Raw genomic sequence first — 22,052 nt, forward strand, 5'->3', positions numbered from 1 at the left:
ATGAATGCCGCAGCGGCGATCAGCACGCCGGTAAGGCCGGCGGGGCTTGTTCGGCCAGTGCGTCTCCGGCTCTGGTGGGCAGCCCTGTCCCGGTCGGCAGCGGGCCGCGCACGCCTGGACCCGTCCGCGCGGCGGCCTGCTGCCGTGGTGGTTCGTCCGGCCCGTTGCCCGAGGTGATCAGGGGAGGAACAGGGTGCTCGGGAGTCGGCGGTCAGCCGAGGTTCAGCAGGCCTTGATCCACCACGGCTCTGCCCAAGGGCCGGGAGATCTCCGCTAGCCGTTCGCAGCCGTGCTCGCCCAGCGCGGCGTAGGCGGGCAGCGCGAGTTCGTCTGTGCGATCTTCGATGTGCTTGCGCAACGCTCTGCCCTGCTCGCTGAGCTCCTCGCCCTCGACCAGGCCGCGCTCACGCAGCCGCTGCTCGGCCGCCGCCCACTCCTGCTCCGGCCAGGCGCGGCTGACCTTGAGGAACACCGGCGGGACCGTGCCGCTGGCGGCGTGCAGGACCAGCGCCTCCAGCGGGCCGATGCCCTCGGTGAGCAGGGTCGCCACGTGGCCGTCGCCGCGGAATTCGCGCAGCAACGTCTGGGCGTGCCATAGCTGCTCGATCGGTTCGTCCGGCCAGGGCAGCGTGGCATGCGCGGCGAACAGCGGGCGGCCGTGCGGATGCTCGCACGCCGCCTCGGCCGCTCTTTTGGCCAGGGCGAGCGTTTCCGGCATGGTCGGCTGCTCGTGGATTCCGGCCCTGTGCAGGGCCGCGGCCGCGGCTTCGCGGCGGGCGTCGAGGATTTTGTCGGGGGTGGTGATGTCCCATGCCGCCGGTACGGCGCGCCGTACCAGGTCGGGGTTGAAGTTGTAGAAGGTGGCGATGACCAGTTCCGCGGACGCTCGCCCGAACGGCGCCGAGCGGGAGGCGAAGTAGCCGGCCCGGTCCTTCAGGCCCAGCGCGGCATAGCGGTCATGGGCCTCGGGGACGAAGTAGATCATGCCGTGCACCGGTTCGAGGCGGCGCCAGGCGACGCGTGCTGCCTTCATGTCCGACCCCCTTTCTAGAACGACATTCTGGTGGGCGGGTGTCCACGAGGCAAGCGGGTACGGGAGCGTTCTTGGCCTGTCCGTCGCGATGACGGGCACATCCGTCGGGCTCTTGCGCAACCGGTCCAGCCCTGAGATCCGGTGGCCTTTGAGCCCTGGACGGCTGGGCGGTCGCGCGCGCCTGCCCGTGCGGGACCAGCGATGGGGTCAGTCCTCCTCGGTGAACACGATCTCGCGACGCCGCCGGATCGCCGGGAGCGCCGCGATGACCAGGGCCGCCACGGCCAGCCCCAGCAGTACCGCCGAGATCGGCCGGGTCAGGAAGACGGTCGCGTCGCCACGCGAGATGATCAGCGCCCGGCGCAGGTTCTCCTCGATCAGCGGTCCGAGCACGAACCCGAGCAGCAGCGGCGCCGGCTCGCAGCCGCACTTGATCAGGACGTACCCCAGGAGCCCGAAGAAGACGATCGCGTAGACGTCGTAGGCGTTGAACCCCAGGGAGTAGGTCCCGATCGCCGCGAACAGGATGATCATCGGGAAGAGCACCTGGTAGGGGATGCGCAACATGCGTACCCAGATGCCGATCAACGGCAGGTTGAGCAGCACCAGCAGCACGTTGCCGATCCACATCGAGGCGATCAGGCCCCAGAACAGCGCCGGCTCGTCGGTGATGACGTTCGGTCCGGGGGTGATGCCGTGGACGATGAACGCGCCGACCATCAGCGCCATCACCGGGTGAGCGGGCAGGCCGAGGGTGAGGAGCGGGATGAAGGAGGTCTGCGCCGCGGCGTTGTTCGCCGACTCGGGACCGGCGACCCCCTCGATCGCGCCGTGGCCGAACTCCTGCCTGCGCTTCGAGACGCGCTTCTCGACGGCGTATGAGGTGAACGAAGCCAGTACGTGACCGCCGCCGGGGAGCACGCCGAGCGCGGCGCCGAGCCCGGTGCCGCGCAGGATCGGGCCGATGATCCGGCGGCGGTCCTCTCGGGTGGGCCAGAGGTTGCGCACCCGGGCGGCGATGGCGGTGCGGGCGTGCTCGTTCTCCAGGTTGCGCAGGATCTCCGCGACGCCGAACATGCCCACCGCGACCGATACGAAGTCGATGCCGCCGAACAGCTCACGCTGGTCGAAGGTGAAACGCGGGGTGCCGGTGTAGATGTCCTGCCCGACCGTGCCGAGCAGCACGCCCAGCGCGATCATCGCCAGGGCCTTCAGCGCCGAGCCGCGTGCCAGCGAGATCGAGACGACGAGGCCGAGGAGCACGAGCGAGAAGTACTCGGCGGGCCCGAACTGCAACGCGACGCGGGCCAGGGGAGGGGCTGCGACGGCCAGCGCCACGGTCGCCACGGTCCCGGCGATGAAGGAGCCGACCGCGGCCGCCGCCAGCGCCGCGCCCGCCCGGCCCTGGCGGGCCATCTCGTGGCCGTCGAGGGCGGTAACCGCCGCCGATGACTCGCCGGGCAGGTTGATCAGGATGGCCGTGGTCGAGCCGCCGTACTGCGCGCCGTAGTAGATGCCCGCCAGCATGATCAGCGCCGTGACCGGCTCGAAGCTGAAGGTGATCGGCAGCAGCATCGCCACCGTCGCCGTCGGCCCGATGCCGGGCAGGACGCCGACCGCGGTGCCGAGCAGGACGCCGACGAAGCAGTAGACGACGTTCTGGATCAGCAGGGCGGTCGAGAAGCCCAGGGCGAGATTGTCGAGGAGGTCCATGTCACATTCCCAGCCACGGGCCGATCAGAGGGATCCGCAGCCGCAGTCCGACGACGAAGATGAGGGTGGCCGCCGCGGTCAGCCCGGCCGTCACCGCCACGGCCGTGAGCGGGCGTACGCGGGTGCTGGCCAGCGTCGTCAGCAGGACGGTCACGGCCGAGGCCGGGACGAAGCCGAGGCCGCGGACCGTGAGCCCGAAGAAGACGAGCGCGGCGGTGATAGCGGCGACGGCCCGCCACGGGATCGGCCCGAACGCGATCACCTCGCCCGCCACCAGGCCCTTGACGACGATCGCCAGGCCCAAGGCGGCGACGATCAACCCCGCCAGCAGCGGGAAGGCGCCGGGGCCCATCCGCAGCGGGGTGCCCAGCTCGTAGCCGAGCGACCCCGCGGCGAACGCGCCGCCGATCAGGACGAAGATTCCCCCGGCGAGGACGTCGGGAAAGGATCGGCTGCGCTTCACCTCAGGAGGCCTTGACCCCTGCGTCGGCGATGACCTTGGCCCAGATGCCGAGCTGCTCCTGCAGCTTGGCGCGGTGCGCCTGCGGGGTGGCGTCCGCGGCCTTGACCGGCTCTGTGCCGAGCTTGGCCATCTGGTCGATGACCTTCTGGTCGGCCAGTGCGATCTTCAACGCCTCCGTCAGCTTCTGCACGACGTCCTGTGGTGTGCCCTTGGGCGCGTACAGGCCGTGCCAGACGCTCACCTTGAGGCCGGGCAGGCCCGCCTCGGCGGTGGTGGGCAGGTCGGGCAGGCTCTTGACCCGCTCGGGCGTGGTGACCGCGTAGGCCTTGACCTCGCCGGCCTTGATCTGGCCGCTGGTGTTGGTCGTCTGGTCGCACATGAAGTCGACCTGGCCCCCGACCAGGTCGGTCAGCGCGGGCCCCGTGCCCTTGTACGGGACCTCCTGCAGCTTGACCCCGGCGGCCGTCTGGAACAGCAGGCCACACAGGTGGGAGGCGGCCCCGACGCCGGCGTTGGCCAGGGTGACCTTGGCGGCGTTCGCCTTCACGTAGGTCACCAGTTCCTGCAGCGTCTTGGGCGCGAAGTTCTTGCTCGCGACGATCGTCATGGGCACCTCGGTGACCAGGCCGATCATCTCGAAGCTCTCCAGCGGCTTGAAGCCGAGGTTGGCGTAGAGGGCCGGGGCCGTGGACATGCCGATGTGGTGCATCAGCACGGTGTAGCCGTCGGGGTTGGCGTTGGCGACCTCGTCCGCGCCGACGGTGCCGCCCGCGCCCTCGACGTTCTGGACGACGATCTTGGCGCCGAGCTTGGCGGCCATCGGCTCGGCGATCATGCGGGTGACGGTGTCGGTGGGGCCGCCCGCGCTGAACGGGACCACGATGGTGATGTTCTGCTCCGGGTAGCCTCCGCCGCCGCCCGCGCTCCCGCCTGCGCCACAGGCGGCGGTGAGGGACAGGACGCAGATCGCGGCGATCATCCGTATTGTGCTGGTCGTAGGCATATCGCGGCCTCCTCGGCAGGGCAGGCGCAGGTGTCGTAGTGCGCGGCCTAAGTCTGGGATGGCGAGAGCGCGGATGGTGTCAAAAGAATCCCAAGAAATTCGGGGGTGACACAAGCATCGGACATACGCCTACAATCCGCCTTCATGCGGATCACCATCATCGAGGATGACGACCGCGTGGCTCGGGCGCTGGTGACCGTACTGACTCAGTCGGGGTTCGACGTCAGCCGGATCGCCACCGCGGCGGAAGCCGTACAGGCTGATCCGGCCGATGTGGTCCTCGTCGACCTGGGGCTGCCCGACGGCGACGGGCTCGACGTGATCCGCAAGCTGCGCGACCGTCCGGAGACCGCGGTCATCGCGGTGACGGCACGCTCCGAGGAGCATGAGCGGGTACGCGGGCTGCGCGCAGGCGCGGACGACTACATCGTCAAGCCGTTCGGGGTCCCCGAGCTGCTGGCCAGGATCGACGCCGTCCTGCGGCGCACCAGGGTCGCCCGGTCGCTGAGCCACCCGGACGAGCCGCTGGTACTGGGCCCGCTGCGGATCGTCCTGGGCACCAGGGAGGTGAGCGTCGACGGCGTGCCCATGGCGCTGACCCGCAAGGAGTTCGAGTTACTCCTGCTGCTGGCCCGCCGGGCGCCGAACGTGGTCAGCCGCGAGACCATCCTCGACCAGGTCTGGGGCGCGGCCTGGGAGGCCTCCAGCCGTACCCTGGACACCCACATCGCCGCGGTCCGCCACAAACTCGGTCCGGCGGTCCCCATCCGGACGGTCCACGGGGTCGGCTACCGGGTCCAGGCCTGACCCGCCGTGCACCGCCGCCTGCTGGTCGTCCTGGTACCCCTCGCGGTACTGCTCGTCGTGGCGCTCGGGGCGCCGCTCAGCGTCACGGTGGCCGAGCGGGAGATGCAGGAGACCTACGTCGACCGGCTCAACGACGCGGGCCGCTTCGCCTCGCTGGCCGACGCCGCGCTGTCGACGGGCCGGACGCAGGCGCTGCAGCAGGAACTCGCCACCTACCACGAGCTCTACGGCATCCGGGCCGCCGTGATCGACACCTCGGGCGCGGTGCTGCTGGGGCCGTCGGGCGCCTACCTGGAGGCGGCGCGGGCCCAGCCGGCCCTGCCCGGGATCGTGACGGCGGCGCTGGCGGGCACACGCTCGGAGCCGTCGGGCGAGTGGGCGCCGTGGGACGACGCCGCCCTGGTCGTCGCCGAGCCGGTGGGCCGCGACAGCGAGGTCGTCGGCGCGGTCGTCACCATTTCGGACCTGTCGAAAACCAGGCACCGCATCCTCGTCCGCTGGGCCCAGCTGGCCGGACTCGGACTGCTGCCGCTCATCGGCCTGGTGGCCGTCGCCTGGCCGGTGTCGGCGTGGGTGCTGCGGCCCGTGCGCGAGCTGGACGCGGCCAGCTCGCGCATCTCCCAGGGCGATCTCACGATCCGGGCGGACGCCGAGGCGGGCCCGATGGAGCTGCGGCGCCTCGCCGGCTCGTTCAACACGATGATGGACGCGGTCGAGAACGCGGTCAGGCGGCAACGGGCGTTCGTCTCCGACGCCTCCCACCAGCTGCGCAACCCCCTGACCAGCCTGCGCCTGGCGGTGGAGAGCATCGAGCCGTATCTCCGGGCGGAGGGGCGGCCGGTCTACGACATGGCCGTCGACGAGGCCAAGGCGATGCAGGACCTACTCAACTCGCTGCAGGCCAGCGCCCGCATGGAGAGCATCCGTACGGCTTCGCCCGTCGACCTCGACGAGGTCCTGGCCACCCGGGTGGAGCGCTGGCGGGCACTGACGGGTACGGCGGGGCAACGGCTGTCGGTCGACGTGCCGCCGGGCCTGCGGGTCCTGGAACCCTCCGGCGGGCTGGGCAGCATCCTGGACGAGCTGGTCAGCAACGCGCTGCGGCTGTCGGACGCGGGCCTCGTGGAAGTCTCCGCCCGCGCCCGCGACGAGGTGATCACGATCGCCGTCCGCGACGACGGCCAGGGCATGGACGAGCCCGAACGGTCCCAGGCGTTGCGGCGCTTCTGGCGCTCACCCCGGCACCAGAACATCCCTGGAACCGGGCTGGGCCTGGCGATCTGCGCCGACCTGGTCGTCGCGGCCGGGGGCGGGCTGCGCATCGAGGACGGGCTGCCGCGTCCCGACGGTTCCACCCACGGCCGGGGGTACGGCTTCGCGACGGTGATCACGCTGCCCGCCGTACCGGACGAGGCCGGATAGACGGCAACCGGTCAGTGCTTACGGTCGCGGAACCACGCGGCCCCGCCCGGGTGCAGGGGCACCGGGCCGGTGGAGATCCCGGTACGCACGTTGATGTGCCACGCCTCCGGCACCGCCTCGGGACCGGAGCCCCCGCCCCCGGTGATCGCCCGGGTGTGCGTGAAGATCGTGTCGGCGATGGCGTACACCAGATCGGCGGCCACGTCGTCGCGCACGAGCAACACGTTCGGCACGGCGATAGCGGGTGTCGCCGGGACCCCCGCGTAGGCGGTCGCCGGGACGGTCCCCGGGCTGTATGGGCCGGGATAGGCGGTGAAGAGCGCGTCCACCTGCGAGTCGAGAGGGATCAGCCGCACCCGGTGCCGCAGCGCCAGCTCCGTGATCGCCGGAGTCGGGACCCCGGTCAGCGAGAACATCGCGTCGATCGCCCCGTCCCGCAGGGCCGCCGCCGACTCCGCCTGGCTCAGGAGCCGCGCCTCCGCCGCGACCCGGCTCAGCTCCAGCACCCGCCGCGAGGTGAACTCCGTGCCCGAGTCACGCGCACCCAGGGAGACCCGCTTGCCCACGAGGTCGCGCAGCGCCCTGATCGGCGATCCGGCCATGACCACGAGATGCAGATGACTGTCGTAGAGCCGGCAGACCGCCGACAGCCCCGGGGGCGCGCCGCCGTCGGTGGTGATGAGCGCGTCGAGGCTGGACAACCCGAGGTGGACCTCCCCGGTGCGCAACATCCGGATGTTGTCGGTGGACGCACCGCTCGGCACCGTGGTCATGGTCACGCCCGGCACCTGCTGCGAGACGTGCTCGGCCAGCGCGCCGCCGATCCGCCGGTACACCGCCCCGGCCGGGCCCGTCGCCAGGCGCAGCCGTACCTCGTCGGCCTCCGTGCCCGCGGCGCACCCGGAGCACCCGGCGCACCCGGCCAGCAGCCCGGCGGCGGCCACGAGCACCGCCCGCCGGCTGAGCCGGGGCACCGCATTCGACACCATGGCGAGATGATAGGGACGTCTATGACGACAGGCGATAGGTAGGCGTTCATCTCGTCGGCCTCGCTCTCGGCGGTGTCCAGGTCGATGCCGTGCCGGGCCTCATGCGCTGCCGGGTCCGTTCACCCTGATGGTGGCGAGGGCGGCGCGGGCTTGCTCCGGTTGCGCGCCTTCGGCGATCGCCGTCAGGGCGGCGCGCCAGGCTGCCGCGAGTACACGGCCGAGAAGGGGCGCCGGCGGGGCGGTGCCGTGGCTGAGCAGTTCGGCGAGCCGGTCGTCGCCTGCTTCTGGGGGAGGGTCCGCCAGGATGCGGAGAAAGTTCGCACCGACGGCGAAGTCCAGCCCGATCAGCATCGCGGCGGTCACCGCCGCTGAGTGATCCGAGGTCGCTCCCGCGGCCGCCATGGCGCCTTCCATCCGATCCAGCAGGCGCCGTTCGACGTCCTGCCGCACAAACGCGTACAGCCCGAGCTTGTTGCCGAAGTGGTGGTAGATGGTGCCTGTCGTCACCTTCGCCGCGGCCGCCAGATCCTGGACCGTGACCTCGTCGAAAGGCCGCGCTCCGAACTCCTTGACCGCAGCGAGGACGAGTCGGCCCTTGGGGGAGGTTGATACCGGGATCCATTCGCGCACACCGCCATAATGCCGTTATGCTGAGAACAAATCTAGTTACGATCAGAAGGAATCACGATGAAGCTCGAGTTCCTGTTCGTCCCGACCTCTGATCTGAAGGCCTCGCTCGCCCTGTACCGCGACAGCCTCGGTTTCACCGAGCAGTGGCGCGAGGGCGACTCGACCGTCGCCCTGGCGCTGCCGGACGGCGGAACGCAGATCATGCTCGACACCCACGACCCGAACGCCCCGGTCTCGCCGGTGTTCGTCGTCGACAGCGTCCAGGCCTTCCACGCCGCCCGCTCGGAGACGCTGGCGGTCGTCGAGCCGCCCGCGGAGATCCCCGGCGGCTTCCAGGCCACCTACAAGGACCCGGGCGGCGCGACCATCCTCGTCATGGACCAGTCGGCCGAGCAGGGCGCCCCGTAAGACGACCGGACGGCCAGCCCGTCGCCGCGAGGCCGGGCTGGCCTGACCGTCGCGCGCGGAGCCCTCGGCCATCTCTGGAAGGGCGCCCTTCGTGGTTGGCGCGTCTTCAGGATCTGGTCCGCGTACGCAACTTCTCCCGCGCTGCCGGCATCTCATGAACCATGCGATTTCGTACGTCACTCGCGGCGCTTACCCTCACCGGATTAACGGCGACCGCCCAGCCCGCTGCCGCTGAAACACCGGTCACCATCGCCTACGCGCAGTGGACGCAGACCTGGGAAGTGGTGCTGACCAGTGGGAACGTGGTGGAGGTGCCGGAGGCGCTCGCCGTAGCGCCCAAGGACGCGGTCAACGAGGGGTCCCGCGCGCCGTTCCTGATCAGCGGGGACGGGCGGCACATCTTCTACTACCGGAAGAAGGACGGCCTGTTCGTGGAGCGGACCGTGCGCGGCAAGGAGCGGGTGGTCGCCAAGGACATCATGGCGTACGCCATCGGTGAGGAGTGGCCGTTCGTGTCCTATGACGGCAGCTATGTGGTCACCGGAACCTCGGGACCAGGCCTGGGCGTCTTCGCGGACCTGCGCAAGCGCAAGGCCATGTGGCTGCCGGGGAAGACCGACGTGTGGGGCCTGGCCGGGTTCAGCCCGGACAGCAAGCGGATGCTGCTGGGCGGGGAGCGCGTGGTCGTGTTCGACCGGGCGCTGCGGTCCCGCCTGCGGCTGAAGACGCGGCTGGCGCCGAGCGCGCTGGCGGGGGATTACACCACCTCTGCCGTCCTGGTCGGCAAGGGGAGCAAGTACCGCAAGGTACGCATGCTGAACCTGGGCACGGGCCGCGCGGGTGCCGTGGTGAGTGTGAAACTGCCGCGCGGGCAGTACGTCGACGACATCGACTTCGACCGAGCGGGGCGGCTGGTCGTGCGATCGAAGACCGCGACGGGAGTGGCGGTCCACCAGGTCCGGCCGAAGACGGGCGCGGTGAAACTGCTGAAGGAGATCGAGCGGCCCGATGCGGCGGTCTGGGTACTCCCTGGCGACAACGCCTACGAATCCTGGACGGAGAGGAGGTGAGCCCTTGAGCTCGTGGAAGCCGGGCGCGCCCACCACCGCGAGGAACTCGAGGCGTTCACCTTCGACTTCTGGCCCCTTGAGGGCTGAGAGGATCAACGATCAGCTCGGTTCGAGTGTGGCTGGCAATCTAGGAGGCGATCGAGGTGGGCAAAGACCCGCCGGCCCTGGACGGCCGCTGCTCGGCGAGGCGCCCGCCGACCAGCCGAACTGGTCCGCATGTCCGCCGTCGACGACCCGATGGAGCCTGATGTACTTCGTTCATCGCGACTGGGAAGCCGGGCCGCTGTGCAAGAGAGTCCAGCATGTGCCCGGCATAACGGTCTTTGAGTGGTTTCGTCGCTTATGGGAGCCGAATGGCCTCGAGCTCGCACATGCGGACCTGAACGACGCACCCCACAAGTTGGAACGGCTGAGGGAATGCGGCGACGCCCCTCCCGAGGACATCATCGAACTACGCCGCCGGATTCGGATGCAGCTGTGGGCCGACAGCGAACTGCACATCGACGCCCACAGCATCCGCATCAGCAGCATGGGCATGATTCTGGAGGAGGCGTTCTACTTCGTCGACGACACCCACGTCGATGAGCGGCCGGACCGGTGGGCCTACCCCCTCCACCCGTCCTGGCCGTTGCCTGACGCCGCCGCTCCGGGCCCGGTACCGTTCGTCGCGCCCTTCCCCTGCGTGGAGCTTGCCACTCCGGCAGCCGGCGATGTTGGCGCCACCTACGTCCTGTTCACATCCCTGGAGGCCAGGCATGACACCATGGGCTGGGATCGGACTTACGTCTTCCCCGGTGTGCGGCTGCCTGAGTTCGGCGCGGCACTGCGCCGGCCCGTTGACGATCGGGACGTCTGGCCCGGCCACCTCCTCGACCTCAGAGCCTTGGTAGCCCCGGACGAAAACGGCATCGCACCTGCCCTTGAACGCCTCAACCGTTTCGCGGGCGACGCCAGAGACTTCCCAGAGCCGCACGATCAGGCCCACCAGGCGGCGCTCGAAGACCTGAGCGCCCTTACCCTCAACGAGGGTCGCCGGCCCGAGCAGACCCTCATCCAGGTCGGCGAGCATCTCGCGCAGATGGCCCTGCACACGGACTCCATCGGCTACCGGGCCTGTTACGTCTTCGACGATGTCTGGGCCGGCGCCCACCCCGACCTCGCCGCCTCGCTCATCCACTACGCCTACCACTGGGACCCCGGCTGCACCCGTAGGCACTGGTGGATGATGCCGTGCGTACACGAGGAGTACCTGGACCTCCACCTGCGCTGGGCCGATCGCGTCCGCGACTACGAGGACTACGACGAACCGCTGGTGACCGAGCTGACCGGCGCGCACAGCGTCGAAGAGCTACGCCGAAAGATCTTCCAGGACACCGGCGCCGGCAAGCAGCGCCTGCTGCTGGTCCTCGATCAGGACCACCGGCGTGAACTGTTCGGCATCATCGGCGCCGTTCTCGGCCATCCCACCCCCGACACCTGCGAGCTCCGCTACATCCACCTGGTCGAACTCCGCCACCATTCGCAACTGTCCGACCGAGTGATCAAGGCGCTCTGCTTCGAGCTGCGCAAACAGGGCTACACCACCATCGCCTTCCAGCAGCCCCCGACCGCGCTGTGCCAGAAGCGGCTGGGACAGGTCACGTCGCGCAGCACATCCCCTACCAGCCAAGTGATCCCTTTGGCCGACTTCCACCTGCCCGAGCACTACGCGTGGCGGGTGGATCCATTCCTCCTCTGACATGGAGACGCCCGTTTCGAAGGGCCTCGACGGCCTTCATGGACGACGGCAGGTCGAAGCTCGGCGCCGGAGCGGCCCACGACCGCCGGCTGGACGAGTACCACGGAGGGGACCGTGGCGGCGATCCATCTGCTCGGCGGACCAGCGCGGGTCGCCGCCGCCAGTGAGTCGGGCTCGGCGCCGAGGCTGCGAGCGCGGCCGGCGTCCGCACGGCTGGGCCGTCGCCGTGGCTGGCCAGGTGGATGCGCACCATAGCCAGCCACTGGAGGCGGCGATGAGGTGGGGAAGCTGATCAACAGCGCTTGACCAACGCAGACGTGGCGAGGAACTTGGACTTGGAACTCTTTTCTTGTTCTCCCCGGGACAGGTGCCAGCAGCCGCTGTCGGAAACACCCCTCCAGTCGATCTTGATCTTGTACGCGCGGCCGCAGTTGTTCTTGACGTGGATCGATCTCGACAAGGCGCTGTGGCTTGACCATGCGGCAATACACCGCGGGACGTTGGCGGTCCGGTGCAGCGGGAAGAGGATGGCCGCGTGGGACGCGGCCGGGGCGGCAGATGCGGCGTGTGCGATGCCGGGACCTGTGGCCAGCAGGGGCGCGGCTATGGCGCCGGCAACGATGAGCATTGATGTGCGCATTGCTCCTCCGAGAGTGATGTCCCCACACGTTGAGGGGGTGCGTGATGGCCAGCCAAGCACCGCCGCAGAGGGCAAAACGAGTGGTCGCGGTGGTCGGGACAGTCCAGGACACCCCTGTGCTCTGAACGGCCTGCCATAGCTTCACGGCGTGGGCCGGGAAGCCGCCGCCATCGGCCAGACCAAGAGAGATGGCCCGGAGCTCACGCGAGAGCGCGGACCATGCTGTCGGGGCCGCGCGGCACTTGGCACAATGCTCCCGTGACTGTGGGGACGCACACTCCACCCGGCCCGGACGATGCGGCCACGCCGGCCGAGTTCGCGTTGGCGATGTTGCGCCTGAAGGCCTGGTCAGGGCTGAGCTACCGGCAACTGGAGAAGCGCGCGGCCGCCGCCGGAGACTCCCTGCCGCGCACCAGCATCGCCTCCGCGCTTGATCAGGGCCGCCTGCCCGCCGAGCATCTGCTGGCCGCGTTCGTCCGGGCCTGCGGCGCCGGCGACACGCTGGCCGACTGGCTCGCGGTACGGCGCGCCATCGCCGCCGCGAGCGTCGAGGCACCCGATCCGGATCACACCGCGGCCCGACGCGTCATCGAGCGTAGAGCGCTGGTCACGGCCATGTTCCTGGCCCTGGTGGTCGGTTGGCTGATCCTGCGAGCCGGCGGGGACATCGACCCGAACGTTCCGTCGCCCACCCTCACCCGGGCCGCCACTCCGGCCCCCAACCCGGTGTCGGTCCTGGACCCGCCCACCGACGCCCAATTACGCAACCCGCCTGACCCGGCCTCCGGCGCTGCCGCCGTCCTGTACGCCGGCGACTCGATCGCCACCGAGACCGCGGCCGCGCTCACCTACTTCATCCACGCCACAGGCAAGGGCGCGGTGACCACCGTGACCACAAAGAACGCCCAGCCCTGCGACATCCTGAAGGACCTGCCCCGGCTGCTGAAGCAGGCTCGCCCCCGGCTGGTCGTCCTGCAGTTCTGGACGAGCTCGAAGGACTGCGCCACCCGGGTGGCCGAGGTCATCGCAGGCTCCGCCGTACCCCCAAAGGTCGTCTGGGTCCTGCAGGGACCGGACAGGGACGACCCCGGGCGCGCGCAGAGGCTGAACGAGCAGATCTACCAGCAGGTGGCCGACCGCACCGGCGGCGTGACCGCGGACGCCGGCAGGCAGGTGAGCTGGGCCGTACACCCCTTCGAGCAGAAACCGAACGGCCGCTATGAGTGGCTGGCCTGGATGATCTGCAACGACGAGGAACGCCGCCACGACCTGTGCACCAACCCCAAGCTCATGGGCGGGCTGGCCAAGTTCCACCCGGACTACGACCCGATCTCCCTCTGCCTGGAAACCACCGCCACCGGAGCCTGTCTGGGACGCTCGCCCGGCGTCATCCGCTACAGCCGCGCCATCGCCGAAACCGTGGTGAAAGAGCTCACGCGGACCTCATGACACCCCAGCCCGTGCGGTGCGCGGGTCACCAACCCACGGCCAAGCGGGCAGCCGACCGGGCCACTACATCGTGCGCGCGGATTGCAGGAAGCCGATACACCGCTCCAGGAGGGCCGTCAGCGTTTCCCTTTCCGCCTCCGTGAACTGATCCGCCAGGCCGCGCTCGACGCGGATGGCCCGTGCGTCAGCCTGGGCCAGCACGTCTTGCCCCTTGTCGGTGAGCCGGGTCTCGAGGATGTTCTTGTGCCACGGGTGTGGCGTACGCAGGATGAGGCCGTTGTCCTGCAGGTTCTTCAGCACGGTGTTCATCGTGGGAGGCGTTACGGCACACGCTCTCGCCAGGGCCGCGGCCGACATGCCGGGACTCTCGGACAGGAACAACAGAGCGGCGTACTGCGGCACGGTCAGCCCAACGGGTTTCAGCGCGGCGTGCTTGGCTCCGTTGAGCTCCTGCTCGGCCCGCTTCAGGTAGGAGCCCAGGCGGTCGGAGACGGGCATGGAGGTCATGGGCCCCATGCTAGGGGCGGCATGATGAGAACATTGACTCTCATTAGAGCTCTAATTATGGTTAGAGCTCTAATTGAAGGTAGATCTCTAGCAAGGAGATGGCCTGTGAGAGCCACCAGCATCATGCTCGCCGCGGCGGCGGTCGCCTTCCTGGGTTCCGCGGCGCCCGCGGAAGCCCTCGCGCCGAAGGTACGCATCGCCGCGGCCTACGAGTTGCCCGGCCGGTCCGTCTATCCGGAGGGCATCACCGCCGATCCCCGCACGGGACACCTCTACGCCGGGTCCTTCGCGGACGGGACGATCTTCCAGATGACGCCCGGGCGACGGGTGGCGCGAACGTTCATACCCGCCGGCGCCGACGGCCGCCGTACCGCCAACGGCCTGGAGGTCGACCGGTTCGGCCGGCTGTGGGTCATCGACTCGACCTCAGGGGTGATGGTCTACGACACGCGGAGCCGCGCGCTACTGGCCCGCTTCGAGGTGTCCGGCACGGGCGGCAGGTTCGTCAACGATCTGGCGATAACCCGGGACGGCACGGCCTATCTCACCGACAGCGTGCGTGCCGTCGTCTACCGCGTCACCCGCGAGCAGGTGGACGACGCGGGGGAGCGGCCATCGGCTCTGCGTCCGCACTTCGACCTGAGCGGGGTCCTTGACCCGCACGCGCCGAACGCCTACACGCTCAACGGCATCGCCGCGGACCCCACAGGCCGATACCTGCTGACCGCCGACATGACCGGTGGCGACCTCTACCGGCTCGACCCTGCAACAGGTGCCATCCGCAGGGTCTCGTTGAAAGGCGCCGACATGACGCACGCCGACGGCCTGGAGTTGCGGTCGGGCACGCTCTGGGTCGTGCACAACGTCAGCAACGCCATCAGCAGATGGCGGCTGCGGGAGGACGGCACGCAGGCGCGGATGGAGCGCCGGGTGGCCGATGCCGCCCTTCAACTTCCCACGACTCTGGTACGGCTGCGCGGCAGCCTCCACGTGGTCCGATCCCAGTTCGACAAGGGCGGCCCACTCGGACCTGGCGTGCCACAACGCCCCTTCACCATCGCCTCGGTTCACGGTCTCTGACGGAACCTGTGGTTGCACTCAGCGGGAGAACACCACTGAACGCAGCTTCAACCTCTCCGAGCCCCTGCCCGTGTACGGCCGCAGGGTGAAGTAGTCACCCTCGCAACCGGGCTCGGTGAATACCGTGGCGGCGGCGTCGGTCCGGTTGCGTGGCGAATGCGCGGGCTCGCTCGCGCCGGGATCGGCGACCTCGGGCAGGGTGATGCACTCGCCGCCCCGCGGATCGTCGAGCACCGCCCTCTGGGGTGTCCCGTCCAAGCCGACGAAGGTGTACTGGAACTGGCCGGTGGCGGCGCCGGCGGGACCGGCGGTGATGGTTGAGAGGGCGAGTACTCCGGCGAGGGCAACAGCGCTCTGGCGCAGACGCACGACAGACGACCTTTCGGAAGGCGGGCACATGATGGGCTGAACACCAGCCCTTTCATCACTGAACGCTCTCACGTCGATACCGTCCGTGTAAATGACCTTGAAGCGAAGGTGGTGGGTCGTGCCCTCGCGCTGGCGTGCGCACCTGCGAGCCGCAGGCGATGCCGCTCGGCTACACGGAGGCCCGTGGCGGGGATCCGCAGGTGAAGTTCGCGGCGTCCTCGATGCTGCCCGAGCCCTTGTAGCGCGCGACGGCAGGGTGCGGGCACAGGGGCCGGCTGCGGCCGCTCGTCGGGTTGGTCGCGATGATGGAGGTGGGCGCCGTGCCCCGGTTGATCCACTGTTCCATCGCCGTGAGCGCGTCGAACGTGTTCGGTCCTGGCCCGCCCGCGCAATGCCCCATCCCCGGCGCCATGAACAGGCGGAAGAAGCCGGCGGTACGCGCCGCGCCCATCTCGGCGACGACCTCCTTGTGGTAGGCGACCGGGGCCGCACCGCTCAGGGCGGGGTCGGACCAGCCGTGCACCATGAGCAGCTTGCCGCCCCGGGCCTCGTAGGCCGTGAGGTCGGGGTCGGTCGCGTCGAGCAGCGCGCGTAGCCGCTCGACGGCCCGCCGATCTTTGGCGAGGTCGAACCTGGTGAGGTCATAGCTCGGATCGCCGAACAGGAAGTACCGCAGGAACTCGTTGGTGAACGTGTACGACAACGGTGCGGCCAGGCTGAAAGGGAAGACGAGCTTGCCGTCGGGTCCCATCTGAGGGGCCGCCGAGCCGGTGATGTAGGAACGCCACATCTCCTCGTGTCCGGCGGGATGTCCCCGGAGCGGCCCGGGTCCGCGATAGATGGTCCGTGCGGCGGCGGCCTGGGCCCGGGTCAGCTTGCCGGGGCCGACGAGCCGGCCGGGGTTGACGGCCGCCTTGCGCGGATCGGCGACCAGGCCGTCGGTCAGCCCGTCCCGGGCATCGCCCCGCTTCAGCGATTCCGCCGAGAGGATCGGCAGCGTCTCGGGCGACAGCCAGGACCCGGATGTGGCCAGTTGTGCCTGTGCCTGCGAGATCCAGCGCAGGAACGTGTCGCCCGCGGCGAACGCCGGGCCTTCGGCGATCACCCCGTCATAGTCCGCGGGGTAGCGCTGGACCTCCATGAGGCCTTGCCGTCCCCCGTTGGAGCACCCGTTGAAGATGGCCTTGCGCGTGTCGCGCCCGTAGTGGATCGCGGTGATCGCCTTGGCCGCGACCGTGCTGACGTGGACGCCCCGGTAGGCGTAGTCGATCTGCTTGGGCCGGTTGCCGAGCGCCCACCTGCCGTCGAGTTCGGGGTGGCCTAACGGGCTCGCGCCTTGATGTCCGGTGTCGGTGGCGGCCGAGGCGTAGCCGCGTCTCAGTCCCTCGTCGAACGGAACGATGTGCCCGGCGAGCCCGCCCACACCCTGGAAGTAGAAGTCCGAGTTCCACGCGGTCGGCAGGCCCAAGCGGAAGTTCACCTGGTTGCTGGGCACCGTCGCGTCACCTGGCGTGGTGACATAGGCGTCGACCAGGCAGTGCTCCGGTACCGATGTCGTCGCGGTCACCGTCCTGGCTCGCGTGATCGTCGTGTCGGTCACGGTCGCGTTCATCAGGGCCGCGCATCGGTCGGCGTCCGCCCGTACGGGATCGCTGACCGCGACGAGCGCGGCGGCCAGCGGCAGGCACGACATGATGCTCACGTGGGTTCGGCTGGGTCGGCGCATTCCGCCTCCACACACAGAGGGTACTATCTTCGAGTACCTGGTACCCTAGACAGTACCCTGAAAGTGCAGGCATGACCGGATATCCTCGACCGCCCGTCGCCCTCTCGCTCGGGCGTTCCTTCACCAGCCGGCAGGAGAACGTGCTCGCCGAGCTGGAGGAGATCTTCCTTCGGGAGGGTTTTCGCCGGCTGACGATTCAGGAGCTCGCCGCCCGGCTGCACTGCTCGCGGCGTACCCTCTACGAGCTGGCGCCCAGCAAGGACGAACTCGTCGCGCTCGTCGTCGACCGGCTTCTGCAGCGCGTCGGCCGTCAGGCGATGGCCCAGGCGAGGGCGATGGACGAGCCGCTCGGGCGAGTCCACGCCTACATGTCCGCGGCGAGCACGGCGCTGACCCGCGCGGCTCGGGCGTTCTCGGTCGATGTCGCCGGGCAGCCGGGAATCCGCCGGCTGTTCGAGGAGCACTACCGGTTCGCCACGTCCATCGCCGCCGCGCTCATCCAGGAGGGCATAGACAGCGGTGCGTTCCGCGAAACGGACGCGCGCCTCGTGGCGGAGGTGATCTACGCCGCCCTGGACCGGCTGCAGGATCCCGAGGTGCTCGAGCATCTCGGCCGGACGAACGCGGAGGCGTTCCAGGAGCTGTTCGACCTGATCGTGCTTGGTCTGTCCCGCCCGTCGTGAGTCCTCCAACCGCAGCCGGAAATGTACTGTTTGCACGATATGTACTTTTTGGTAGGGTCTCGGGCATTGCGTGACGGGCCCTAGACGGGTTCGTTGCCGTTTCATTGCCCGGACCGTGCGTCTCCTGGGGAATCCGCAGGACGACGTCCGGCCGCCGAATCCGTTTCCACGGAGCCGGGGACCCAATCTTCATCGGGGTGAATCGGACGCTCGCTCAGCCGCGACCGTAGGGCACTTCCCAGCCCGAACCCGTCAGCTAACCCGGTAGGCGGCATGGAAGCAAGGAGCAAAGTCCTTCATGCCCACCGATCTCAAGAACCGGCTGAACCGCGCGCTGCTCGGCCTCGCCGCCACCGCCGTTGCCATGACCGCCTGCGCCACCGCCGCGCGGGCCACCCCTCCGGTCGGGCCCGACGACTCGCCGGAGTCCCGCTCCCACGTTCAAGACGTCGCGGCGCACGCCCCCACGGTGCTCGGCCGTGCGGCTCACGTGATCGACACCAAGACCGGCAAGGTCTACTTCAGCAAGAAGGCCGATCTTCGGATGCCCGTGGCCAGCCTCACCAAGGTGATGACCGCCTACACCGTGCTGAAGGAGGCCAAGCCGGGTGACGTCCTCAAGGTCACCTCTGGGGATGTTCGCTACGCCTCGAAGGGCGGTGCCTCGGTGGCCGGCCTGCGCGCCGGAGACCGGCTGACCGTGGAGAACCTGCTGTACGCCCTGATGCTGCCTTCCGGCGCGGACGCCGCCCACACGCTCGCCCGCGTGTACGGTCCGGGCGTCGACGCGTTCACCGCGAAGATGAACCTCACTGCTCGCGAGCTCGGTATGCGGGACACGCGCTACGTCAACGCCGACGGGATGCCCACCAACGGAGGCGGCTACTCCACCGCACGCGACCAGGCGCGGCTGGCCCAGGCCGCGCTGGGCGTCCAGGCGCTCAAGAAGGTCGCCTCCAGCCGGTATCGCTCGGTGGCCGCGACGGCGGAGCACCGCGCCTACTCCTGGCGGAATACGAATCGGCTCCTCGGCAAGCCGGGCGCCGTTGGTCTGAAGACCGGCTACACCCGGGCCGCCGGCTACACGCTCTCCTTCGCCGCGGACCGTGAAGGCCGGCAACTGGCCGGCGTCATTCTCGGGGAGACCAGCTCCACCCGCCGCTTCCAGACCGCTCAGAGGCTGCTCGACTGGGCGGTCGGCGGACAACCCTGACCAGGCCCGTCAACACGGTCGGCTCCGACGGCATTGCCGTACACGCCGCGCTGAGCGTCGCCGCCGACGGGCCCTCGTGAACTTCCGGAGCTCGCGCCCCGGCACGGACCCCAGCGATGAGTTACTATACCTTCTGGATGGTATAGTTTCCTCATTCGAGGCGAGCTGCCTTCCCGCCGGGTGTGCCACGCAGAATGGCGAAGGGACGTTCATGTTCACCAACCCGATTCCCCCAGTCCCATGAGAGACATGGGTGCTCCGAGCACGCGCACGGCGACTCGGGCATGTCCCCATAACTGTGCCTTCTGGACGGTAGAGTTACGGGGTGCGACCAAGCCAGCGGAACCAGATCCTGAACGCCGCGATCCGCGTGGCGGAACGCGACGGCATCACCGGCCTGACGCTGGAGTCGGCGGCCGAGGAGGCGGGCGTCACCAAGGGCGGGCTGATGTACCACTTCCGGACGCGGCACGAGCTGCTGCTGGCGATCCAGAAGCAACTGACCGACGCCTGGGAGACGTGGCTCGCCGCCGAGCTGGGCAAACCGCCGGCGGAGGCGTCGGTGCGAGAGGTCGTGGCGGCCTATGTGCGGGTGGGCGCGGACAGCCAGTCGGGCAAGGCGGACCTGGCGTTCATGCTCGAGTCGGCCTCCGTTCCCGACCTCGCCACGGTGTGGAACGAGCTCATCCGCCGCTGGGCCCCGCTGCCCACCTCGGCCGAACCCCACGACATCGACCTGCTCCTGGCTCGGCTGGCCGTCGACGGGCTGTGGCTGCAACAGGCCATGAGCGGCACCCCTTTGCCCACGCCGGTCGCGAAAGCCCTGCGGAACCGGCTGAACGCACTGATCGAACCGGAGAACTGATCCCACTGCTCGCATGAGCCGTACCGGCCGGGGCCAGCCACACACCCCGGAAGGACCGCATGATGGCGACCAAGCCCTTTACCGAGCCTCCTGCTGGTCACCATGGACATGACCAGGGACGTCCAGGGACCTCGCCGCGGCCGATCGTCGGCGCCGACAAGGTGGCCCGCATCACCCCCCTCCCCCCTGCGATGAACGCCGGCTGTCCCCGAACATGCTCAGCCAAATAGTTAGCCAGGAGGTCCTTATGACGAACAGCGCTGTGCCGGTTGAGCGTGGGTGCCCGTTCGCCCCGCCGGCCGCCTACGAACGGCTGCGCGAACAAGGCCCGATCAGCAAGGTCCGCCTGACCAGTGGCGGCGAGGCGTGGTGGGTGGCCGGTCAGGAGGCGGCCCGTGCCGTTCTCGCCAACCCCCGCTTCTCCGCCGATCGGCGTACCGACGGCTACCCGCTCTACGCCCTCGACGCGGCGACCCTGCAAATGGTGCGCATCCAGCCGCCGGTGATGCTCGGCATGGACGGCGCAGAACACTCCGCGGCCCGCCGCCCGGTGATCAGCGAGTTCACCGCGAAACGACTGGCCGCGCTGCGCCCGCACATCCAGGACATCGTCGACCACTTCATCGACAACATGCTCACCGCCGACCGGCACCCGATCGACCTGGTCCAGGCGCTGTCCCTGCCGGTGCCGTCCCTGGTGATCTGCGAACTGCTCGGCGTCCCCTACACCGACCATGACTTCTTCCAGAACCGCACCGCCGCGATGGTGAGCGCGACCGCGCTGGAAGACCGCCCGCAAGCCTTCGCCGACCTGCGTGCCTACTTCGACGACCTGGTCACCCGCAAAGAGTCCGAACCCGGCGACGACCTGCTCAGCCGGCAGATCGCCCGGCAACGCCAGGAAGGCGGCGCCGTCGACCACACGAGCCTGGTCAGCCTGGCCTTCCTGCTGCTGACCGCCGGACACGAGACCACCGCGAACATGATCTCGCTCGGCGTGCTCGCACTGCTCACCCATCCGGAGCAACTAGCCCTGATCACCGCCGATCCGGACAAGACACCCACAGCCGTGGAGGAGCTGCTGCGCTATTTCAGCATCGTCGACGGGGTCACCGCCCGGGTGGCCACCGAGGACGTGCGGATCGGCGGAGTGAGCATCAAGGCCGGCGAGGGCGTCGTCGTCTCGACCCTGTCGGCCGGATGGGACCCGGTGGCATTCAAGGACCCGGCCAAACTGGACATCGAGCGCGGCGCCCGCCACCACCTCGCCTTCGGATTCGGTCCCCACCAGTGTCTCGGCCAGAACCTGGCCCGGATGGAACTGCAGATCGTCTTCGACACGCTGTTCCGCCGCATCCCCACGCTGCGGCTGGCCGTACCGACAGAGGAGATTGCCTTCAAGACCGACGCCGTCGTCTACGGTGTCCACGAACTCCCGGTCACCTGGTAGCAGGACATAACCCTGAGGCCATGGCCCGTGTCCGATGGGTCCAGGAGTATCTGAGCCCCGCTCCGCAGCAAGACCTCACTCCCGTGCCAGAGGACATCAAGATCAGGAGCGTTGATCAGGTCACGTGTTGCGCCACGGGGTTGACCGGACAGTGGACCTGGCCATACTGGCGGTGCTGACCCTTTGGAGGGCGTGCCACCGGCTGCCTGAGCATCGTCCTGGGCTCAGGGTCGGTGAAATCGGTCAGGTAGATCTCGTGGTGCAGGCCGTTGCGCACCAGACCGTGCTCGTCCATGTAGGCGTCCATCACGTCGAGTGACGCCTTCTCTTCGCTGTAGGGCCCTTCGTGGAGCAGCTCCACGCACTCGCCCTCGGCGAAGGTGACAACCTGGACGCGGTCGACGGCTGCGCCGGATGCGCGTGCCTGCTCACGGGCCGCTTCGGCCACCCCCGGCTTGGGTACGTCGGGCAGCGGCAGCAGCAGGTGCCACCGCCACTGATCGCGCGGCACCTCCAGTGGCGGCCGAGAGGTGTCCTCCACCCACCAACGGCCCTCCAGCGGGCCTGCGGGGCCGCCCATGACGGAGGCCACGGCGTACAGGGCGCCGATGGCCGAGACGTGCTCGGCGCCGCCGGGCTCGCCCATGCCGGTGACGTTGAGGCAGGTGACGGGGTCGCGGTGGACCAATTGCGGTGTCATAGCTCCTCCAAAGGAATCATCAGTCGGACGGGGTGGTTGCCGGGTCGGACACCTGCACCTCGCGGATCGAACTCGCCGACAAGAGAGCGACGCT

Annotated in this window: 22 protein-coding genes and 1 riboswitch; of the genes, 11 read left to right on the plus strand and 11 right to left on the minus strand. The window is 69.4% G+C overall.

Features of this window, described 5'->3' with window-relative positions:
* Nucleotides 1-211: 211 nt before the first annotated feature.
* The 4 genes from ACFWYW_RS39105 to ACFWYW_RS39120 all read right to left on the minus strand — a co-directional run bounded on the left by ACFWYW_RS39105 (nucleotide 212) and on the right by ACFWYW_RS39120 (nucleotide 4,212).
* Nucleotides 212-1,033 (minus strand): hypothetical protein, encoded by an 822-nt coding sequence (locus tag ACFWYW_RS39105; protein ID WP_379616315.1) that lies wholly within the window; start codon nucleotides 1,031-1,033, stop codon nucleotides 212-214.
* A 207-nt stretch (nucleotides 1,034-1,240) separates the two neighbouring features.
* Nucleotides 1,241-2,746 carry a tripartite tricarboxylate transporter permease gene (locus tag ACFWYW_RS39110; RefSeq protein WP_379616313.1) on the minus strand — a complete coding sequence of 502 codons (1,506 nt, stop codon included), beginning with the start codon at nucleotides 2,744-2,746 and terminating at the stop codon, nucleotides 1,241-1,243.
* 1 nt (nucleotide 2,747) lies between these two features.
* The gene (locus ACFWYW_RS39115) at nucleotides 2,748-3,209 is read right to left on the minus strand and encodes a tripartite tricarboxylate transporter TctB family protein (RefSeq protein ID WP_379616311.1); all 462 of its coding nucleotides are present in this window, start codon (nucleotides 3,207-3,209) and stop codon (nucleotides 2,748-2,750) included.
* Between the two features lies 1 nt (nucleotide 3,210).
* Nucleotides 3,211-4,212 (minus strand): tripartite tricarboxylate transporter substrate-binding protein, encoded by a 1,002-nt coding sequence (locus tag ACFWYW_RS39120; protein WP_379616308.1) that lies wholly within the window; start codon nucleotides 4,210-4,212, stop codon nucleotides 3,211-3,213.
* Between the two features lie 144 nt (nucleotides 4,213-4,356).
* On the opposite strand from ACFWYW_RS39120, the gene ACFWYW_RS39125 reads away from it, so the two are divergent.
* Both ACFWYW_RS39125 and ACFWYW_RS39130 read left to right on the plus strand, forming a co-directional pair.
* Nucleotides 4,357-5,019, plus strand: a complete 663-nt coding sequence (locus ACFWYW_RS39125) for a response regulator transcription factor (RefSeq protein WP_379616306.1) — start codon at nucleotides 4,357-4,359, stop codon at nucleotides 5,017-5,019.
* Nucleotides 5,020-5,025: 6 nt separating this feature from the next.
* On the plus strand, nucleotides 5,026-6,441 hold the full coding sequence (locus tag ACFWYW_RS39130) for an ATP-binding protein (protein WP_379616304.1): 1,416 nt from the start codon (nucleotides 5,026-5,028) through the stop codon (nucleotides 6,439-6,441).
* A gap of 11 nt (nucleotides 6,442-6,452) precedes the next feature.
* On the opposite strand, the gene ACFWYW_RS39135 is transcribed toward ACFWYW_RS39130, so the two are convergent.
* Both ACFWYW_RS39135 and ACFWYW_RS39140 read right to left on the minus strand, forming a co-directional pair.
* The gene (locus ACFWYW_RS39135) at nucleotides 6,453-7,430 is read right to left on the minus strand and encodes a TAXI family TRAP transporter solute-binding subunit (protein ID WP_379616302.1); all 978 of its coding nucleotides are present in this window, start codon (nucleotides 7,428-7,430) and stop codon (nucleotides 6,453-6,455) included.
* Between the two features lie 99 nt (nucleotides 7,431-7,529).
* Nucleotides 7,530-8,060, minus strand: a complete 531-nt coding sequence (locus ACFWYW_RS39140) for a helix-turn-helix domain-containing protein (RefSeq protein WP_379616300.1) — start codon at nucleotides 8,058-8,060, stop codon at nucleotides 7,530-7,532.
* Between the two features lie 57 nt (nucleotides 8,061-8,117).
* Between ACFWYW_RS39140 and ACFWYW_RS39145 the strand changes: the two genes are divergently transcribed.
* From ACFWYW_RS39145 to ACFWYW_RS39155, 3 genes are all read left to right on the plus strand, one after another.
* Nucleotides 8,118-8,468 (plus strand): VOC family protein, encoded by a 351-nt coding sequence (locus ACFWYW_RS39145; RefSeq protein ID WP_379616298.1) that lies wholly within the window; start codon nucleotides 8,118-8,120, stop codon nucleotides 8,466-8,468.
* 161 nt (nucleotides 8,469-8,629) lie between these two features.
* Entirely contained in the window at nucleotides 8,630-9,538 is a 909-nt protein-coding gene (locus tag ACFWYW_RS39150; RefSeq protein WP_379616296.1) for a hypothetical protein, read from the plus strand.
* Between the two features lie 247 nt (nucleotides 9,539-9,785).
* The gene (locus tag ACFWYW_RS39155) at nucleotides 9,786-11,276 is read left to right on the plus strand and encodes a hypothetical protein (protein ID WP_379616294.1); all 1,491 of its coding nucleotides are present in this window, start codon (nucleotides 9,786-9,788) and stop codon (nucleotides 11,274-11,276) included.
* A gap of 292 nt (nucleotides 11,277-11,568) precedes the next feature.
* Here the strand turns inward: ACFWYW_RS39155 and ACFWYW_RS39160 are convergent, their stop codons facing one another.
* Nucleotides 11,569-11,904, minus strand: coding sequence for a hypothetical protein (locus tag ACFWYW_RS39160; RefSeq protein ID WP_379616293.1), 336 nt, complete (start codon nucleotides 11,902-11,904; stop codon nucleotides 11,569-11,571).
* A gap of 270 nt (nucleotides 11,905-12,174) precedes the next feature.
* Here ACFWYW_RS39160 and ACFWYW_RS39165 point away from each other — a divergent pair, with 270 nt between their 5' ends.
* A complete protein-coding gene (locus ACFWYW_RS39165) occupies nucleotides 12,175-13,365 on the plus strand; it encodes a hypothetical protein (RefSeq protein ID WP_379616291.1) in 1,191 nt (396 codons plus the stop codon).
* 63 nt (nucleotides 13,366-13,428) lie between these two features.
* Here ACFWYW_RS39165 and ACFWYW_RS39170 read toward each other — a convergent pair whose 3' ends face one another.
* A complete protein-coding gene (locus ACFWYW_RS39170; protein WP_379616289.1) occupies nucleotides 13,429-13,872 on the minus strand; it encodes a MarR family winged helix-turn-helix transcriptional regulator in 444 nt (147 codons plus the stop codon).
* Between the two features lie 105 nt (nucleotides 13,873-13,977).
* On the opposite strand from ACFWYW_RS39170, the gene ACFWYW_RS39175 reads away from it, so the two are divergent.
* Entirely contained in the window at nucleotides 13,978-14,952 is a 975-nt protein-coding gene (locus ACFWYW_RS39175) for an SMP-30/gluconolactonase/LRE family protein (protein ID WP_379616287.1), read from the plus strand.
* Between the two features lie 18 nt (nucleotides 14,953-14,970).
* Here ACFWYW_RS39175 and ACFWYW_RS39180 read toward each other — a convergent pair whose 3' ends face one another.
* Both ACFWYW_RS39180 and ACFWYW_RS39185 read right to left on the minus strand, forming a co-directional pair.
* Nucleotides 14,971-15,321 carry a hypothetical protein gene (locus ACFWYW_RS39180; protein ID WP_379616285.1) on the minus strand — a complete coding sequence of 117 codons (351 nt, stop codon included), beginning with the start codon at nucleotides 15,319-15,321 and terminating at the stop codon, nucleotides 14,971-14,973.
* Nucleotides 15,322-15,490: 169 nt separating this feature from the next.
* Nucleotides 15,491-17,014 (minus strand): tannase/feruloyl esterase family alpha/beta hydrolase, encoded by a 1,524-nt coding sequence (locus tag ACFWYW_RS39185; RefSeq protein ID WP_379616454.1) that lies wholly within the window; start codon nucleotides 17,012-17,014, stop codon nucleotides 15,491-15,493.
* A 104-nt stretch (nucleotides 17,015-17,118) separates the two neighbouring features.
* On the opposite strand from ACFWYW_RS39185, the gene ACFWYW_RS39190 reads away from it, so the two are divergent.
* The 4 genes from ACFWYW_RS39190 (at nucleotide 17,119) to ACFWYW_RS39205 (ending at nucleotide 21,258) form a co-directional block, all read left to right on the plus strand.
* Nucleotides 17,119-17,730, plus strand: a complete 612-nt coding sequence (locus ACFWYW_RS39190; protein WP_379616283.1) for a TetR/AcrR family transcriptional regulator — start codon at nucleotides 17,119-17,121, stop codon at nucleotides 17,728-17,730.
* 142 nt (nucleotides 17,731-17,872) lie between these two features.
* Nucleotides 17,873-18,016: riboswitch (cyclic di-AMP (ydaO/yuaA leader) on the plus strand.
* Nucleotides 18,017-18,028: 12 nt separating this feature from the next.
* On the plus strand, nucleotides 18,029-18,943 hold the full coding sequence (locus ACFWYW_RS39195) for a D-alanyl-D-alanine carboxypeptidase family protein (protein WP_379616281.1): 915 nt from the start codon (nucleotides 18,029-18,031) through the stop codon (nucleotides 18,941-18,943).
* Nucleotides 18,944-19,268: 325 nt separating this feature from the next.
* Nucleotides 19,269-19,808 carry a TetR/AcrR family transcriptional regulator gene (locus tag ACFWYW_RS39200; protein ID WP_379616279.1) on the plus strand — a complete coding sequence of 180 codons (540 nt, stop codon included), beginning with the start codon at nucleotides 19,269-19,271 and terminating at the stop codon, nucleotides 19,806-19,808.
* Between the two features lie 247 nt (nucleotides 19,809-20,055).
* A complete protein-coding gene (locus ACFWYW_RS39205) occupies nucleotides 20,056-21,258 on the plus strand; it encodes a cytochrome P450 (protein ID WP_379616277.1) in 1,203 nt (400 codons plus the stop codon).
* Nucleotides 21,259-21,373: 115 nt separating this feature from the next.
* Here the strand turns inward: ACFWYW_RS39205 and ACFWYW_RS39210 are convergent, their stop codons facing one another.
* Nucleotides 21,374-21,958, minus strand: a complete 585-nt coding sequence (locus tag ACFWYW_RS39210; protein WP_379616275.1) for a GyrI-like domain-containing protein — start codon at nucleotides 21,956-21,958, stop codon at nucleotides 21,374-21,376.
* Between the last annotated feature and the right edge of the window lie 94 nt (nucleotides 21,959-22,052).

The sequence above is a fragment of the Nonomuraea sp. NPDC059023 genome, from assembly GCF_042740095.1.
In the GTDB taxonomy this organism is placed as follows: Bacteria; Actinomycetota; Actinomycetes; order Streptosporangiales; family Streptosporangiaceae; genus Nonomuraea.

What these genes read in the sequence shown, in the direction of transcription:
- ACFWYW_RS39105 (WP_379616315.1), bottom strand. Translation starts at nt 1,033, where the DNA reads ATGAAGGCAGCACGCGTCGCCTGGCGCCGCCTCGAACCGGTGCACGGC.
- ACFWYW_RS39110 (WP_379616313.1), bottom strand. Translation starts at nt 2,746, where the DNA reads ATGGACCTCCTCGACAATCTCGCCCTGGGCTTCTCGACCGCCCTGCTG.
- ACFWYW_RS39120 (WP_379616308.1), bottom strand. Translation starts at nt 4,212, where the DNA reads ATGCCTACGACCAGCACAATACGGATGATCGCCGCGATCTGCGTCCTG.
- ACFWYW_RS39125 (WP_379616306.1), top strand. Translation starts at nt 4,357, where the DNA reads ATGCGGATCACCATCATCGAGGATGACGACCGCGTGGCTCGGGCGCTG.
- ACFWYW_RS39135 (WP_379616302.1), bottom strand. Translation starts at nt 7,430, where the DNA reads ATGGTGTCGAATGCGGTGCCCCGGCTCAGCCGGCGGGCGGTGCTCGTG.
- ACFWYW_RS39145 (WP_379616298.1), top strand. Translation starts at nt 8,118, where the DNA reads ATGAAGCTCGAGTTCCTGTTCGTCCCGACCTCTGATCTGAAGGCCTCG.
- ACFWYW_RS39150 (WP_379616296.1), top strand. Translation starts at nt 8,630, where the DNA reads ATGCGATTTCGTACGTCACTCGCGGCGCTTACCCTCACCGGATTAACG.
- ACFWYW_RS39155 (WP_379616294.1), top strand. Translation starts at nt 9,786, where the DNA reads ATGTACTTCGTTCATCGCGACTGGGAAGCCGGGCCGCTGTGCAAGAGA.
- ACFWYW_RS39160 (WP_379616293.1), bottom strand. Translation starts at nt 11,904, where the DNA reads ATGCTCATCGTTGCCGGCGCCATAGCCGCGCCCCTGCTGGCCACAGGT.
- ACFWYW_RS39170 (WP_379616289.1), bottom strand. Translation starts at nt 13,872, where the DNA reads ATGACCTCCATGCCCGTCTCCGACCGCCTGGGCTCCTACCTGAAGCGG.
- ACFWYW_RS39185 (WP_379616454.1), bottom strand. Translation starts at nt 17,014, where the DNA reads ATGTCGTGCCTGCCGCTGGCCGCCGCGCTCGTCGCGGTCAGCGATCCC.
- ACFWYW_RS39190 (WP_379616283.1), top strand. Translation starts at nt 17,119, where the DNA reads ATGACCGGATATCCTCGACCGCCCGTCGCCCTCTCGCTCGGGCGTTCC.
- ACFWYW_RS39195 (WP_379616281.1), top strand. Translation starts at nt 18,029, where the DNA reads ATGCCCACCGATCTCAAGAACCGGCTGAACCGCGCGCTGCTCGGCCTC.
- ACFWYW_RS39205 (WP_379616277.1), top strand. Translation starts at nt 20,056, where the DNA reads ATGACGAACAGCGCTGTGCCGGTTGAGCGTGGGTGCCCGTTCGCCCCG.
- ACFWYW_RS39210 (WP_379616275.1), bottom strand. Translation starts at nt 21,958, where the DNA reads ATGACACCGCAATTGGTCCACCGCGACCCCGTCACCTGCCTCAACGTC.